Origin of the sequence: Kaistia sp. 32K, from assembly GCF_016629525.1 — a bacterium.
GTDB lineage: Bacteria > Pseudomonadota > Alphaproteobacteria > Rhizobiales > Kaistiaceae > Kaistia.
On sequence record NZ_AP024269.1, the window covers coordinates 3,115,447 to 3,129,777 of the forward strand.

The 14,331-nt window shown below is 64.8% G+C and carries 17 protein-coding genes; 9 read left to right on the forward strand and 8 right to left on the reverse strand.

Annotation, left to right across the window (positions count from 1 at the left end; translation table 11 throughout):
• The first annotated feature begins 73 nt into the window (after positions 1-73).
• A complete protein-coding gene (locus K32_RS14470; protein ID WP_201400200.1) occupies positions 74-550 on the forward strand; it encodes a glutathione peroxidase in 477 nt (158 codons plus the stop codon).
• 690 nt (positions 551-1,240) lie between these two features.
• Here K32_RS14470 and K32_RS14475 read toward each other — a convergent pair.
• The 3 genes from K32_RS14475 to K32_RS14485 form a co-directional block, all read right to left on the reverse strand.
• Positions 1,241-1,972: an MIP family channel protein gene (locus tag K32_RS14475; RefSeq protein ID WP_201400201.1), complete on the reverse strand. Its 732-nt coding sequence runs from the start codon at positions 1,970-1,972 to the stop codon at positions 1,241-1,243.
• 77 nt (positions 1,973-2,049) lie between these two features.
• The gene (locus K32_RS14480; RefSeq protein WP_201400202.1) at positions 2,050-2,823 is read right to left on the reverse strand and encodes an HpcH/HpaI aldolase/citrate lyase family protein; all 774 of its coding nucleotides are present in this window, start codon (positions 2,821-2,823) and stop codon (positions 2,050-2,052) included.
• A 116-nt stretch (positions 2,824-2,939) separates the two neighbouring features.
• Complete coding sequence (locus K32_RS14485; RefSeq protein WP_201400203.1) at positions 2,940-3,263, reverse strand: DUF1476 domain-containing protein; 324 nt, start codon at positions 3,261-3,263, stop codon at positions 2,940-2,942.
• A gap of 290 nt (positions 3,264-3,553) precedes the next feature.
• On the opposite strand from K32_RS14485, the gene purC reads away from it, so the two are divergent.
• The 3 genes from purC to purQ all read left to right on the forward strand — a co-directional run bounded on the left by purC (position 3,554) and on the right by purQ (position 5,313).
• On the forward strand, positions 3,554-4,321 hold the full coding sequence (gene purC, locus K32_RS14490; protein WP_201400204.1) for a phosphoribosylaminoimidazolesuccinocarboxamide synthase: 768 nt from the start codon (positions 3,554-3,556) through the stop codon (positions 4,319-4,321).
• A gap of 73 nt (positions 4,322-4,394) precedes the next feature.
• Complete coding sequence (gene purS, locus K32_RS14495; protein WP_201400205.1) at positions 4,395-4,637, forward strand: phosphoribosylformylglycinamidine synthase subunit PurS; 243 nt, start codon at positions 4,395-4,397, stop codon at positions 4,635-4,637.
• A 19-nt stretch (positions 4,638-4,656) separates the two neighbouring features.
• Positions 4,657-5,313, forward strand: coding sequence for a phosphoribosylformylglycinamidine synthase subunit PurQ (gene purQ / locus K32_RS14500; protein WP_201400206.1), 657 nt, complete (start codon positions 4,657-4,659; stop codon positions 5,311-5,313).
• A 12-nt stretch (positions 5,314-5,325) separates the two neighbouring features.
• Here the strand turns inward: purQ and K32_RS14505 are convergent, their stop codons facing one another.
• A complete protein-coding gene (locus K32_RS14505) occupies positions 5,326-5,718 on the reverse strand; it encodes a hypothetical protein (RefSeq protein WP_201400207.1) in 393 nt (130 codons plus the stop codon).
• A 196-nt stretch (positions 5,719-5,914) separates the two neighbouring features.
• Here K32_RS14505 and purL point away from each other — a divergent pair, with 196 nt between their 5' ends.
• The 5 genes from purL to K32_RS14530 all read left to right on the forward strand — a co-directional run bounded on the left by purL (position 5,915) and on the right by K32_RS14530 (position 10,447).
• Entirely contained in the window at positions 5,915-8,128 is a 2,214-nt protein-coding gene (purL, locus tag K32_RS14510) for a phosphoribosylformylglycinamidine synthase subunit PurL (protein WP_201400208.1), read from the forward strand.
• 39 nt (positions 8,129-8,167) lie between these two features.
• Positions 8,168-8,401 (forward strand): BolA family protein, encoded by a 234-nt coding sequence (locus K32_RS14515; protein WP_201400209.1) that lies wholly within the window; start codon positions 8,168-8,170, stop codon positions 8,399-8,401.
• A gap of 34 nt (positions 8,402-8,435) precedes the next feature.
• The gene (grxD, locus tag K32_RS14520) at positions 8,436-8,771 is read left to right on the forward strand and encodes a Grx4 family monothiol glutaredoxin (RefSeq protein WP_201400210.1); all 336 of its coding nucleotides are present in this window, start codon (positions 8,436-8,438) and stop codon (positions 8,769-8,771) included.
• 404 nt (positions 8,772-9,175) lie between these two features.
• Positions 9,176-9,691 (forward strand): BA14K family protein, encoded by a 516-nt coding sequence (locus tag K32_RS14525; RefSeq protein ID WP_201400211.1) that lies wholly within the window; start codon positions 9,176-9,178, stop codon positions 9,689-9,691.
• Between the two features lie 216 nt (positions 9,692-9,907).
• The gene (locus K32_RS14530; RefSeq protein ID WP_201400212.1) at positions 9,908-10,447 is read left to right on the forward strand and encodes a hypothetical protein; all 540 of its coding nucleotides are present in this window, start codon (positions 9,908-9,910) and stop codon (positions 10,445-10,447) included.
• Between the two features lie 45 nt (positions 10,448-10,492).
• On the opposite strand, the gene ttcA is transcribed toward K32_RS14530, so the two are convergent.
• The 4 genes from ttcA to K32_RS14550 all read right to left on the reverse strand — a co-directional run bounded on the left by ttcA (position 10,493) and on the right by K32_RS14550 (position 14,317).
• Positions 10,493-11,374: a tRNA 2-thiocytidine(32) synthetase TtcA gene (ttcA, locus tag K32_RS14535; protein ID WP_371812681.1), complete on the reverse strand. Its 882-nt coding sequence runs from the start codon at positions 11,372-11,374 to the stop codon at positions 10,493-10,495.
• A 94-nt stretch (positions 11,375-11,468) separates the two neighbouring features.
• Complete coding sequence (locus K32_RS14540) at positions 11,469-12,362, reverse strand: DMT family transporter (RefSeq protein WP_201400213.1); 894 nt, start codon at positions 12,360-12,362, stop codon at positions 11,469-11,471.
• 138 nt (positions 12,363-12,500) lie between these two features.
• Positions 12,501-13,118: a 30S ribosomal protein S4 gene (rpsD, locus tag K32_RS14545; RefSeq protein WP_201400214.1), complete on the reverse strand. Its 618-nt coding sequence runs from the start codon at positions 13,116-13,118 to the stop codon at positions 12,501-12,503.
• A 203-nt stretch (positions 13,119-13,321) separates the two neighbouring features.
• Positions 13,322-14,317, reverse strand: a complete 996-nt coding sequence (locus K32_RS14550; protein ID WP_201400215.1) for a Gfo/Idh/MocA family protein — start codon at positions 14,315-14,317, stop codon at positions 13,322-13,324.
• Positions 14,318-14,331 lie beyond the last annotated feature (14 nt).

Consider the following 14,331-nt stretch of genomic DNA (forward strand, 5'->3'; position numbering starts at 1 on the left):
TTGAGCTTATGGCAGGCGCCCTTATCTCTAGGGCGCCTGTTTTGTTTCATGCCCCGACAACCGAGGTCCGAACATGCCCTCCCCGCTCTATGACATCCCCGTCGACCGCATCGACGGCAGCCAGGCTTCGCTCGGCGACTATGCCGGGCGCGTCCTGCTCGTCGTCAACGTCGCCTCGAAATGCGGGCTGACGCCGCAATATGACGGGCTCGAGGCCCTCTACCGGACCTACAAGGACAAGGGCCTGACCGTCGTCGGCTTCCCCGCCAACAACTTTGCTGGCCAGGAGCCGGGCTCGAACGCCGAGATCCAGGATTTCTGCCGCCTGACCTATGGCGTCGATTTCCCGATGTTCGCCAAGATCTCGGTCAAGGGTGACGATCGTCATCCGCTCTACGACGCGCTCGCCGGCGACCAGGACATCAGCTGGAATTTCGAGAAATTCCTGATCGGCCGCGACGGCGCCGTCGTCGCCCGCTTCGCCCCGAAGACGGAACCGCAGGATCCGGCAATCGTGGAAGCGATCGAGACGGAACTGTCGAAGAACTGAAGACTGCGGGTTTGCTTCAAGGCGGATCCCGTTTGCCCTGGAGCTCCTAGCGATTCTTCACCTCTCCCTGAGGCAGCATGGCTGTCCGGCAGCCATGCTGCCTCGATTTCCATCATCCTGGGGTGGCCGAGCGCAGCTCGGGCCTCGAAGGACGCAGGTGTCGGGACCAATTCATCTATGGCACGACCTCTGTGCGTGCTTCGAGACGGCCCTGCGGGCCTCCTCTGCATGATGAGGTGGTGCTCTGCAAAGGTCTCCTGAGGGAGAGGCAAATTGGCTCCGCCCTCGCCCCACCCTGCCCGTCATCCCTGCAAAAGCAGGGATCCATGCCGCCGCGGTCTGAGGCGCTTCACGCGTCAACCAACCCGGATGAATGGATCCCGGCTCGGAGGCCGGGATGACGGCGAGCGTGGGGCTCGCGGCCGTACCCTCAAGACAAGGGCCCCTCTCTTCACCTTTGAATTCATAAGGTGATGCAGCCCACCCTGCCCGTCATCCTCGCGAAGGCGAGGATCCATGCAGCCGCGGTCTGAGGCGTTTCACGCGTCAACCGACCCGGATGAATGGATCCAGCCGAATGGATCCCGGGTCAAGCCCGGGATGACGGCGAGTGTGGGGCTCGCCGCCGTGCCCTGAAGACAAGGGCGTGGAGCCTTTCATCGCTTCCGGGAACGATGAAAGGCTCGAGGGTCAGGAACGGGCCCGGGCGGGGGTCCCGTTTTCCTGATCGGCGCCGCCATAGAGGATGCCGGCGCGATAGACGAGGCCGGCGAGCGCCGCGCCGAGGAACGGCGCCAGGATGAACAGCCAGAGCTGAGACAGCGCCGTGCCGCCGGCGAACAGCGCCGGGCCGAGGCTGCGGGCCGGATTGACCGAGACACCGGTGACGTTGATGCCGACGATGTGGATCATCACCAGCGTCAGGCCGATGGCGAGGCCGGCGAAGTGATGCGGCACCAGCCGGTGCGTCACGCCGAGGATGACGACCAGGAAGATGAAGGTCGCGACCACCTCGAAGATGAACGCCGATGTGAGGTTGTATTCGCCGAGATAGCCGGGGCCCCAGCCATTGGTGCCCATGCCGCCTTCCCAGCCGGATGCCTTGCCCTTCATGATGATGAAGAGAACCAGCGCGCCGACGATGGCGCCGGCGACCTGCGCGATCACATAGGTGATGAAATCGCCGACATTGATGCGGCCGGCGATGAGCGCGCCGAGGCTGACGGCCGGATTGACGTGACAGCCGGAGATCGGCCCGATCGCATAGGCCATGGCGACGATCGCCAGACCGAACGAGAACGCGATGCCGAGAACGCCGACCGTGCCGGCGCCGGCGATCGTGGGACCGGCGATGACGGCCGCGCCGCAACCAAACAGGACGAGCGTGAAGGTTCCGATAAACTCTGCAATTGCCTTTTGCATGTGTAAGTTCCCCGAGACAGCCGAATCACTGCCGGGAAAAGGTACGCCGGAACTTCAACTTGTAAAATGGCTCGGAACTACTCGGCTCTCGCTTCGTCAAGCATCGTAGCGGCACCCAGACGGAAATACATGCCGTCTGTGCCGAGTGCGATGAAATCATAGCCAAGCTCACGGTACTGCTTGGCCTGTCCTCCCGTTATGGCGAAGATGCCGACGAGCTTGCCCGCCGCGCGGGCACGGCGCAGCACGTCGGCCGCCGCCGCCTGGTTGTCGGGGCGCATCGGATCGACGTTCTGGCCGTCGGAAAGCGCGATCGAGAGGTCGGACGGTCCGATGAAGACGGCGTCGATGCCCGGCACCTCGAGGATCTCGTCGAGCGCCGCCAGCGCGGCGCGCGTCTCGATCATGGCGAAGGTGACCGTCTCGGCGTTGGTATCACGCAGGAAGGCGGAGCCGTCCGAGGCGCCGGCGAGCTGCATGGCGCGGACCGGGCCCCAGCTGCGCTCGCCGAGCGGCTGGTACTTGGCGGCAGCGGCAAAGGCGCGTGCGTCGTCGGCGGAATTGATCATCGGCGCGATGATGGCGCTGGCGCCCATGTCGAGCGCGCGGCTCGCCATGGCGAAATCGCCGACAGGGATGCGCACGATGGCAGGCACGCCGGCGAGCGCGATGGCGCCGATGCCGTGCATGACGCTGACGGGATCATGCAAGCCGTGCTGCATGTCCAGCGTCACGCAGTCAAAGCCGGCGCGCGCCGAATATTCGGCGATCAGCGGCTCCGGGGTCGCGATCCACGCGGTGAGGCACGTGCCGCGCGAACGGAGCACCGAAACAAGGGAGGGTAACGCCATTTTCCGGAGCTCCGAAGGGCAGGAAGGAGCCTTCATCGCTTCACGGAACGATGAGGGCTCCAAGTATTGGTCTCGTCGCGTTTTCGCGACGCGAACCGGTACTCGCTCGAAGGGCTTTAGCCTTCGGCCTTGATCTGGGCTACGGCAGCCGACAGCAGCTCGGCCATCGTGCGCTCGATCTCGTGGTCCGACTGCTTGACGCCGGCCTCGTCGAAATCCTTGCGGATCTTGCGGAACACGTCCCGGTCGCCGGCTTCCTCGAAATCGGCTGCCACAACGTCCGACGAATAGGCCTCGGCGTCCGCGCCGGTCTTGCCGAGCAGCTCCGCCGCCCAGAGGCCCAGCATCTTGTTGCGCCGGGCGACGGCCTTGAACTGCAGCGCCTGATCCAGGGCGAAGCGATTCTCAAAGGCGTCCTTGCGCTGATCGAACGTCGTCATAGGGAAGTATCTCCACTCATCAACTTGTTGGCGGTACCATGATATGGGCCTTGCATATCGCCGTCACCACCCCAAATCACCAGAGCACCGAAAGGGAAGCGCGTGGCTTGGATTGTGCCTTGGTTTGCCCAAAGCGTCGCATTTATCCGTCATTGTGAATTGGCGAGTGATCGAGTAGGTTCACGCCGCGCAAACGACCTCGCAGAGTCGGTTGGCAAAGCTTCGCCGCGGCGAATCCCTGACATTGGAACCCCGGCTGTATGGATTTCCTCAAACCACGGTATGTGCCCATGAACCGTCGTCGGCGCATCTATGAAGGCAAGGGCAAGATCCTTTTCGAAGGACCGGAGCCCGGGACGCTGATCCAGTTCTTCAAAGACGATGCGACTGCCTTCAACAACAAGAAGCATGAAATCGTTGACGGGAAAGGCGTGTTGAACAACCGCATTTCCGAGCACATTTTCACGCATCTGAACCGGATGGGCATTCCGACGCATTTCATCCGTCGGTTGAATATGCGCGAGCAGCTGATCCGCGAAGTCGAGATCATCCCGCTTGAGGTCGTCGTCCGCAACGTCGCCGCCGGCTCGCTGGCCAAGCGCCTCGGCCTCGAGGAAGGCACGGTTCTGCCGCGCTCGATCATCGAGTTCTACTACAAGGCCGACGCGCTCGACGACCCGATGGTCTCGGAAGAGCACATCACGGCCTTCGGCTGGGCGACGCCGCAGGAAATCGACGACATCATGGCGCTCGCCATCCGCGTCAACGACTTCCTGTCCGGCCTCTTCCTCGGCGCCGGCATCCAGCTCGTCGATTTCAAGATCGAGTGCGGCCGCCTCTGGGAAGCCGACATGATGCGGATCGTCGTCGCCGACGAGATCTCGCCCGATTCGTGCCGGCTCTGGGACGTGCAGACCCAGAACAAGCTGGACAAGGACCGCTTCCGCCGCGACATGGGCGGCCTCGTCGAGGCCTACCAGGAAGTTGCGCGCCGGCTCGGCATCCTGACCGAAGAGCAGGAGCGACCGCAGGGCGGCGGGCCTGTTCTCGTGCAGTGAAATATCGTTTATGGCAACGGCCGCCGCGAGGCGGCCGTTTGCATTTCTGGATCCATCCCGACTGGAGTTATCGATGAAGGCCCGTGTCACCGTCACCCTGAAGAACGGCGTTCTGGATCCCCAGGGCAAGGCCATCGAAGGCGCGCTCGGCGCGTTGGGCTTCGCCGGCATCGGCAGCGTGCGCCAGGGCAAGGTCTTCGACATCGAGGTCGAAGGCACCGACGCCGCCAAGGCGAAGACGGAGCTCGAGGCCATGGCCGCCAAGCTGCTGGCCAATACGGTCATCGAGAATTATCGGGTCGAGATCGTCGACTGAGCTACGAGGGACACCACCGATGAAATCCGCCGTCGTCGTCTTCCCCGGCTCCAATCGCGAACGCGACATGGTCGCGGCCATCGAAAAGATCACCGGCCACCGGCCCGCCACCGTCTGGCATGGCGATCACGACCTGCCCAAGGTCGACCTGATCGTCGTCCCCGGCGGCTTCTCCTATGGCGACTATCTGCGCTCCGGCGCCATCGCCGCCCGCGAGCCGATCATGGCCGCCATCGCCCGCGAGGCGGAACGCGGCGTCGCCGTGCTCGGCGTCTGCAACGGCTTCCAGATCCTGTGCGAGGCCGGGCTGCTGCCGGGCGTGCTGATGCGCAATGCCGGCTTGAAGTTCATCTGCAAGGAAGTCGAGCTTCGCGTCGAGACGACCGATAGCCGCTTCACCCGCGGCTACGCCAAGGGCCAGGTCATCCGCTCGCCGGTAGCCCATGGCGACGGCAACTACCGCACCGACGACGAGACGCTGAAGCGGCTCCAGGGCGAGGACCGCATCGCGTTCCGCTATGTCGGCAATCCGAACGGCTCGGTCGACGACATCGCCGGCATCCTGTCGGAGAAGCGCAACATCCTCGGCATGATGCCGCATCCGGAAAACCTGATCGAGCCGCTGAACGGCGGCACCGACGGGCGGCCGCTGTTCGAGAGCCTCCTCGCAGCCTGAGCCGCCTCTGGCTCAGACCGTGACGGGGTAATCGGCCAGCTCGGGGCGCATCGCCTCGATGACGAAATCGACCAAAGCTTCGGGGACATCGAGATAAAACTCCCGGTCCGAATAGGCTCCGACATTCGCCTCGAGGCCACGCTGGCGCAGCCATGCGGCCAGGTCCTCGAGCGCCTGTCGCGGCGTTTCGCTCAGGAAGGACACCTGGGAGCGGCGCTTGTCCTCGTCGCGACGGGTCTCGACGCTCTGGCAGAACTGCAGGTCGATGTTCGCGCCGGGCTGGCGCATCCAGATCACGCGCTCGGTTCGCCGGAGCTCGACGAAGCCGAGCTGCTGGATGAACAGATCGACGATCGTCTCGAAATGCTTCGCGTCGAGACGGTTGGCGACGTGATTGAACCGCATTGGATTCCCCCGATTTGCCCGCCACGAGCCTCGGCGGAAATCGGCTTCAAGTCACGCGCCAAATCACGCGCGACCCTCGGCGCGGCCCCGTACCGCGCCCTGCCCGCTTCCGCCGCCTCCGCAAATTCGCCCCCGCCATTTACACACGCGACGCCGCGCTCTATCGCATCGTCGAAACATCCGCCCGAGGTTTTCCGTGCTCCAGAATGATACGCCGATCACGCCCGAACTCGTCGCCAGCCATGGCCTCAAGCCCGACGAGTATCAGCGCATCCTTGACCTGATCGGCCGCGTGCCGACGCTGACCGAGCTCGGCATCTTCTCGGCGATGTGGAACGAGCACTGCTCGTACAAGTCCTCGAAGAAGTGGCTGCGCACGCTGCCGACCACCGGCCCGCGCGTCATCTGCGGCCCCGGCGAGAACGCCGGCGTGGTCGACATCGACGACGGCCAGGCGATCATCTTCAAGATGGAGAGCCACAACCACCCGTCCTTCATCGAGCCCTACCAGGGCGCGGCGACGGGCGTCGGCGGCATCCTGCGCGACGTCTTCACCATGGGCGCGCGTCCGGTCGCGGCGATGAACGCGCTGCGCTTCGGCTCGCCCGACCATGCGAAGACCCGCCACCTCGTCTCCGGCGTCGTCTCGGGCGTCGGCGGCTACGGCAATTCCTTCGGCGTGCCGACGGTCGGCGGCGAGGTGAACTTCCACGAGCGCTACAACGGCAACATCCTCGTCAACGCCTTCGCCGCCGGCCTCGCCGACGCCGACAAGATCTTCTATTCGAAGGCGGAAGGCGTCGGCCTGCCCGTCGTCTATCTCGGCTCGAAGACCGGCCGCGACGGCGTCGGCGGCGCCACCATGGCGTCGGCCGAATTCGACGAATCGATCGAGGAGAAGCGCCCGACCGTCCAGGTCGGCGACCCCTTCGGCGAGAAGCTGCTGCTGGAGGCCTGCCTCGAACTGATGAAGACTGGCGCGGTCATCGCGATCCAGGACATGGGCGCCGCCGGCCTGACCTGCTCGGCCGTCGAGATGGGCGCCAAGGGCGATCTCGGCATCGAGCTGGACCTCGACAAGGTGCCCTGCCGCGAAGCCAACATGACGGCCTACGAGATGATGCTCTCGGAGAGCCAGGAGCGCATGCTGATGGTGCTGCGCCCCGAGCAGGAGGAAGAGGCCGAGGCGATCTTCCGCAAATGGGGGCTCGACTTCGCCATCGTCGGCTGGACCACGGACGACCTGCGCTTCCGCATCCAGCACCAGGGCGAAGTCGTCGCCGACCTGCCGATCAAGGAGCTGGGCGACCAGGCGCCGGAATATGACCGCCCCTTCGTCCGCCGTCCGGTGCCGGCCGTGCTGAAGGCCGAGGACGTCGCCGAGCCGAACGATTATGCCGAGGCGCTGCTGAAGCTCGTCTCCTCGCCCGACATGGCCTCGCGTCGCTGGGTCTGGGAGCAGTATGATTATCTGATCCAGGGCAACACGGCGCAGAAGCCCGGCGGCGACGCCGCCGTCATCCGCGTCGAGGGCCACGAGAAGAAGGGCCTCGCCTTCTCGCTCGACGTCAGCCCACGCTATTGCGAGGCGGATCCGTTCGAGGGCGGCAAGCAGGCGATCGCCGAATGCTGGCGCAACCTGACCGCCGTCGGGGCCGAGCCGCTGGCCGCGACCGACAATCTGAACTTCGGCAACCCGGAAAAGCCGGAGATCATGGGCCAGTTCGTCGGCGCCATCGAAGGCATCGGCGCCGCCTGCCGCGCGCTCGACTTCCCGATCGTCTCCGGCAATGTCTCGCTCTACAACGAGACCAACGGTGTCGGCATCCTGCCGACCCCCGCCATCGGCGGCGTCGGCCTGCTGCCTGATATCGACGCGATGGCGACGGTCGCCTTCAAGAATGCCGGCGACGTGATCGTCCAGATCGGCCGCGACGGCCACCATCTCGGCCAGTCGATCTATCTGCGCGAGATTCTCGGCCGCGAGGAAGGCACGCCGCCGCCGGTCGACCTGGCCGAAGAGCGTCGCGTCGGCGATTTCGTCCGCGGCGTCATCCGCAATCGTCTCGTCACCGCCTGCCATGACATCTCGGATGGCGGCCTCCTGACCGCGCTGGCCGAAATGGCGATGGCGCGCGGGCTCGGCGCCTCGGTCACGATCCCCGAAAGCGCCGCCACGCCGCACGGCTTCCTGTTCGGCGAGGACCAGGCGCGCTATGTCCTCACCGTCTCCCCTTCCGTCCTCGATGCCGTTACGGCAGCGGCGGCCGAAGCCGGCGTCGAGGCCAAGGTTCTGGGCACAGTCGGCGGCGAGGTGTTGGATGTTGCGGCGCTCGCCACCATATCTGTTGCAAAGCTGAAGCAGGGCCACGAGAATTGGTTCCCTGAATTCATGGCCGTCACGGATTGATTGGCCGGCTGCCCGGGTTTCTGGCTGAGGGGTAATTACATGGCGATGGACGCACGCGACATCGAGGCTCTCATCAAGGAGGCGCTTCCGGATGCGACGGTTACCATCCGCGATCTCGCGGGCGACGGCGACCATTATGCTGCCGAAGTTGTGTCCGAGTCTTTTCGCGGCAAGAACCGCGTACAGCAGCACCAGATGATCTATGCTGCGCTCAAGGGAAACATGGGCGGCGTCCTCCACGCCCTGGCACTCCAGACGAGCGCGCCCGACTGAATTCGACCGACGGTCGAGAAAAGGATGTTTTGAGATGAGCGATATCAAGGCCTTTATTCAGAACGAGGTCGAATCCAACGACGTGGTGCTCTTCATGAAGGGCACGCCGGCTTTCCCGCAGTGCGGCTTCTCCGGCCAGGTCGTGCAGATCCTCGATTTCCTCGGCGTCGACTACAAGGGCGTCAACGTCCTTGCCGACGCGGAAATCCGCCAGGGCATCAAGGACTTCTCCAACTGGCCGACGATCCCGCAGCTCTACGTCAAGGGCGAGTTCGTCGGCGGCTGCGACATCGTCCGCGAGATGTTCCAGGCGAACGAGTTGCAGCCGTTCCTGGTCGAAAAGGGCATCACGGTCGCCCAGTCGGCCTGATCCCGCTTCGCATCCGCTTCAAAAGGCGAGCGCACCCGCGCTCGCCTTTTTTGTGCCTGCAGAGGGGTCGGCAGCGTCTCGCTGGACCCTCCTTCGAGGCTTCGCTGCGCGAAGCACCTCAGGATGATGGCCGGGGTGGCTTCGAGATCGCACCGACATCAGGTAGCCGTTCAGCAACACCGTTTCCGCGCTTCTCTCCACCACAAAACCATCATCCTGAGGTGCCCGGCAAAGCCGGGCCTCGAAGGAGGGTCCAGGGAACGCCGCATCCAGATCTTCTCACGCTGCGGAACTCAAAGCCTCCAGCATCGTTAGTATCCATCAGAGCGAAATTGTCGATCGATCTACCCTTTGGCGCCGCCGAAGGCCGGTAGATCGTCGCAGATCGCGGAAGGAGAAGCGCGATGTTGGATCGGATGAAGACTGTTCTGAAATCCGGCCTTGCCGTTGCTATCATCACGACATCTTTCGTCACCTTCGGAGCGCCCGCCCGAGCGGAGAGCGCCGATGGCTCATTCCAGGTCGCCCAGAACTGGAATGGCGGAAACGGCAACTGGAACGGCAACTGGCGTCACGGCTGGCGCGGCGGCGGGCATGGCTGGAACCGTGGCGGCTGGAACGGTGGTGGTTGGAATGGCGGCGGCTGGAACGGTGGTGGTTGGAATGGCGGCGGCTGGAATGGCGGCGGCTACTACTATCACGACAACAACAACTGGGCCGGCGCCGCGGCTGCGGCGGGTATCATCGGCCTTGCGACCGGCGCCATCATCGCCAATTCGGCAAACCAGCAGCGCTATTATTCCGGCGGGTATGGCGGCGACTACATCTCCTATTGCTCGAGCCGCTACCGCTCGTTCAACCCCAACACCGGCACTTTCACTGGCTATGACGGCTACCAGCATCGCTGCGTGATGCCCTGACCGCCATCCGGCAAAGAGCCCGAGCCGAAGCATTCATCGATAGCCCAGAGGGCGGCGCAAGGGCTCCGCCCTTCTCTTGCGCGCTCCCATGCGCGCGCCATCGTTAAGTATTGTTAAGAATTCAGAAACTTGGTTTTTCGCCGTCAATACCTACGCTTTAGGAGGTGACGGGGAGTTCATTGCGCGATCGAAGGTGACCCATCAAAAGGAGATTCCATGATGGCCAGCTTCAGAACTTTCCTTCACCTCGGCATCCTGGCCGCAGTCCTCGGTGCCGGATCCATCGCCACCGCCAGCGTCTCCGAAGCCCGCCACAGTATCGATGGCGGCGGCGGCATGGGTGGCAGCAGCATGGGCGGCAGTAGCATGGGCCACGGCGGCATGAGCGGCGGCGGCATGACCGGCACGAGCATGGGCGGCAGCGGCCACACGCATGGCAGCTCCGGCATGGGCAGCTCCGGGATGGGCGGCTCCGGAATGGGCGGCTCCGGCGGCGCTCCCGGACGGGTCAGCCAGGGCAACATGCACGGCACGATGCATGGCCACACGGGGCACGGCCCGTTCGTCGTCAATCCGGTCCAGGTCAACCCGCTTGACCCGAGATCGCTCCTCTTGAGGGGCGCCCTGGGCGGTGGCGGCTACAGCTCCGGCTATTCCGGAAGCTATTCGAGCTATAGCGACAATTATGGTTGCGCCTTCCCGTACCAGCTCGCCTATTCGAGCCGGACCGGCATGCCGGTCTGCACGTCGCAATAGCTGAACCAGCAACAACCAGGCCCGGCGGCTGGTCCGCCGGGCCTTTTATCGTTTGCCGACCAGGCTTTCGAAATCGAACAGGTTCCGGTCGAGCAGGTGCGACGGGTTGGTCCTGCCCAGCGCCTTCAGCATGGTTTCCTTGCGGCCGGGCGTCGCTTTCTCCCAATCCGCCAGCATCTGCTTGATGACGTTGCGCTGCAGCCCTTCCTGCGAGCCGCAGAGGTCGCAGGGGATGATCGGAAACTGCATCGCCGTCGCGAAGCGGGCAATATCGTCCTCCGCCGCATAGGCGAGCGGGCGCAGCACCAGCGTCTCGCCATCCTCGTTCAGCAGCTTCGGCGGCATGGTCGCGAGCTTGCCGCCATGGAAGAGGTTCAGGAAGAACGTCTCGAGGATGTCCTCGCGGTGATGCCCGAGCACGACCGCCTGGCAGCCCTCTTCCCGCGCCACCCGGTAGAGGTGGCCGCGCCGAAGCCGCGAGCAGAGCGCGCAATAGGTCTTGCCGGCCGGAATCTTCGAGGTGACGATCGAATAGGTGTCCTGCCGCTCGATCCGATGCGGCACGCCGAGCTCGGTCAGATAGTTGGGCAGCACGTCGGCCGGAAAGCCCGGCTGGGCCTGGTCGAGATTGCAGGCGAGCAAGTCGACCGGCAGCATGCCGCGCCATTTCAAATCGAGCAGCAGCGCCAGCAGCGTGTAGGAATCCTTGCCGCCAGAGAGGCAGACGAGCCAGCGATCGCCCGGCCGGACCATGGCGAAATCGTCGAGCGCCTGCCGCACCTGCCGGATCAGCCGCTTGCGCAGCTTGCCGAACTCGACCGTGTCCGGCCCCTTGCGGAACATCGGATGGCAGGCGTCGTCAGCCGGATCTGCGTCGGTCGGATCGACATCGCGCTCGATCACCTGGGACGCGATCACATGGGACATGGACAGGAACTCCTCGGAAATCGGCTCCCTTGTGCCCGGATGCGGGCGCCGGCGCAACGAGGAAACTGCCCGCCCCTCTGTCCGCTCCTTGCGACTACCGCCGGCGGGTCAGGTTGACGATCAGCACGCCGCCGATCGACATGGCGCCGCCGAGGAGCCCGACGACGGACGGCACCTCGCCGAGCCAGAGAAAGCCGATCAGCGTCGCCGTCGGCGGGATACAGTAGAGGAAGTTGGACGCCTGCGCCGCCGGGAAGCGCTTCAGCGCGATCGCCCAGGTCAGGTAGCCGATGACGGTCGGCAGCACGACGAGATAGGCGATCGACCCGACCACGAGCGGCGGCGCCACCTTGAGCGCGGCGATGGTTTCCGGGATCGCCAGGGTTAACGGAAGGCTACCAAGCAGGAGCACCCAGGCGGTTACCGCCAGCGCCGGCATGCGGCCGAGCAGCGGCTTCTGCAGGATGGTCGAGATCGATGTGCACACCGCCGCGCCGAGGATCAGCAGCGCCCCGACATTGAGCCCCAGCCCGTCGCCGCTGCCATAGGCGATGAAGCCGACGCCGAGGAACGATACCAGCGTGCCGATCCAGCCGCCTGGCCCGAATCGCTCGCCGAGCAGCGGCATGGCGATCAACGCCACCAGGATCGGATTGATCTGGATGATGAAGGCCGCCGGCCCCGCCGCGATGGTCTGCTCGCCGGTGTTGAGCAACACCGCATAGGCCGAGATGAACAGGACGCCGATGACGACGAGCCGGACGAAATCGCGCCGCGACGGCAGCGGCGGCCGGGCGATGAGCAGATAGAGGCCCGCGGGGACAGCGGCGGAAAGGTAGCGCGCCGCGGCGAGCTCGACCGGCGTCAGCGCCGTCAGGCCGACGCGGATCGCGGCGAAGGCGGACGCCCAGCCGACGATCGTCGTCGCGATGGCGGCGAGCCCGACCCAATCGGCGCCACCCCGGCTTTCACTTACGGCTTCGGTCATGATTTCCCCGACGTAATTGGCCACTCTTGATACGCCCGGGCCCAGCCGTTTCGAAGAGCAGAAATGCCGCCGATGGGGGTAAATAAAGAAAAGGCCGCCCGAAGGCGGCCTTTTCCAGAACTCGATGACGCTGACGGATCAGCGCGAATAGAATTCGACGACCAGGTTCGGTTCCATGTGAACCGGATACGGCACGTCGGCGAGAGCCGGCACGCGCGCGAACTTGGCGGTCATCTTGTGATGATCGGCTTCGATGTAGTCGGGAACGTCACGCTCGGCGAGCTGGGTCGCCTCGAGGACGATCGTCAGCTGACGCGAAGCTTCCTTGACCTCGATCACATCGCCGACCTTCGCCTGGAAGGACGGAATGTTGACGCGGCGGCCGTTGACCTTGATGTGACCGTGCGAGATGAACTGGCGCGCGGCGAACACGGTCGGGACGAACTTGGCGCGATAGACGATCGCGTCCAGACGGCACTCGAGGAGGCCGATCAGGTTCTCCGACGAATCGCCCTTGCGACGGGTCGCATCGGCATAGATCTTCCGGAACTGCTTCTCGGAGATGTTGCCGTAGTAGCCCTTGAGCTTCTGCTTGGCGCGGAGCTGGGTACCGTAGTCGGAAACCTTGCCCTTACGACGCTGGCCGTGCTGGCCGGGGCCGTATTCGCGCTTGTTGACCGGAGACTTGGGACGACCCCAGAGGTTTTCGCCAAGACGGCGGTCAATCTTGTGTTTGGACGAAGCACGCTTCGACATCGCATATCCCTTGGATACGAGTTACAGGGACACGTGCCCTCCTCTGCCGGCTTTTGGGGCCGGCCGACAGGAAACGCAGAACGTTTCCGCGGGTGCGTGAAATACCGCGCCGGCCCGAACGAGCCAACGCGATGGGCCGGGGTGTAGAGGAGAAGGCGGGGCGAGTCAAACTCGAATGCCTGGTTCGCCGGCTCAGGCGAAGCTCAACCCGGGACGCGGCGGATATCCGCCTCCCACGCCGTCAGCATTTCCATGATCTCGATCGAATCGGCCGGGCGCGGCGAAGGCCGTTCGGCCTGCCTGCGGCCGGCCGCCAGGCTGCGCTCGACCATGCGGACCTGATGAAGGAAGGCGTCCGTGTCGCTCTCGACGACGATCTCTTCGCTCGTGCCGTCGAAGCCGGTGAAGAGCAGCCGGCTGGCGCCCGCCTGAGGCAGCCACGGATTGTCGAGGAAGCGCAGGCTGCCCTTGTCGCCGACGACGATGAACTCCGGATACATGCCGTAGGTCTCGGCAGTCTGGACAGTCGCCAGAATGCCGTTGGCGAAGCGAACCACGAGCGCCGCCTCGCTGACATTGCCGTCATGCGCCGAGATCGTGCCGGTTGCGGTCTGGCTCCGGTCCCGGAACGCGCCTTCGCCGCCCACGGTCTGCACCGCGAGCTGCAACAGCGATACCGGATAGCAGCCGAGATTATAGAGCGTGCCGCGCCCGTGCGGATTGACCACCTGCCAGATGTCGGCGGCATAGTTCGCATGGATCGACTTCACCGTGCCGAGGCGCCCGTCGCGCAGGATCTCGACGAAGCGGGCGATCAGCGGATGGGCGAGATACATCAGCCCTTCGACGAAGAAGACGTCGTTCGTCGCGACGGCCTCGACCAGCGCCTGGCTCTTCTCCATGTCGACGGAAAGCGACTTCTCGCTCAGCACCGCCTTGCCGCCCCGCGCCGCCGCGGCCACCGCCTCGTGGTGCACATGGTTCGGCAGACCGACATAGACAACGTCAACGGAGGGATCCGCCAGCATCTCGGCGGCATCGCCATAGGCCTTTTCGCCGCCGAACCGGGCGCTGAACGCCTCGGCGCGGGCGAGATCGCGCCCCGCGACGGCGGCAAGGCGCGAGCCCGGGCTCTGTCGGATCGCCGCCGCGACCGTATCGGAGATGAACCCCGTTCCGAGAATGCCCCAACCGATCATCGTCTCCCCCCATG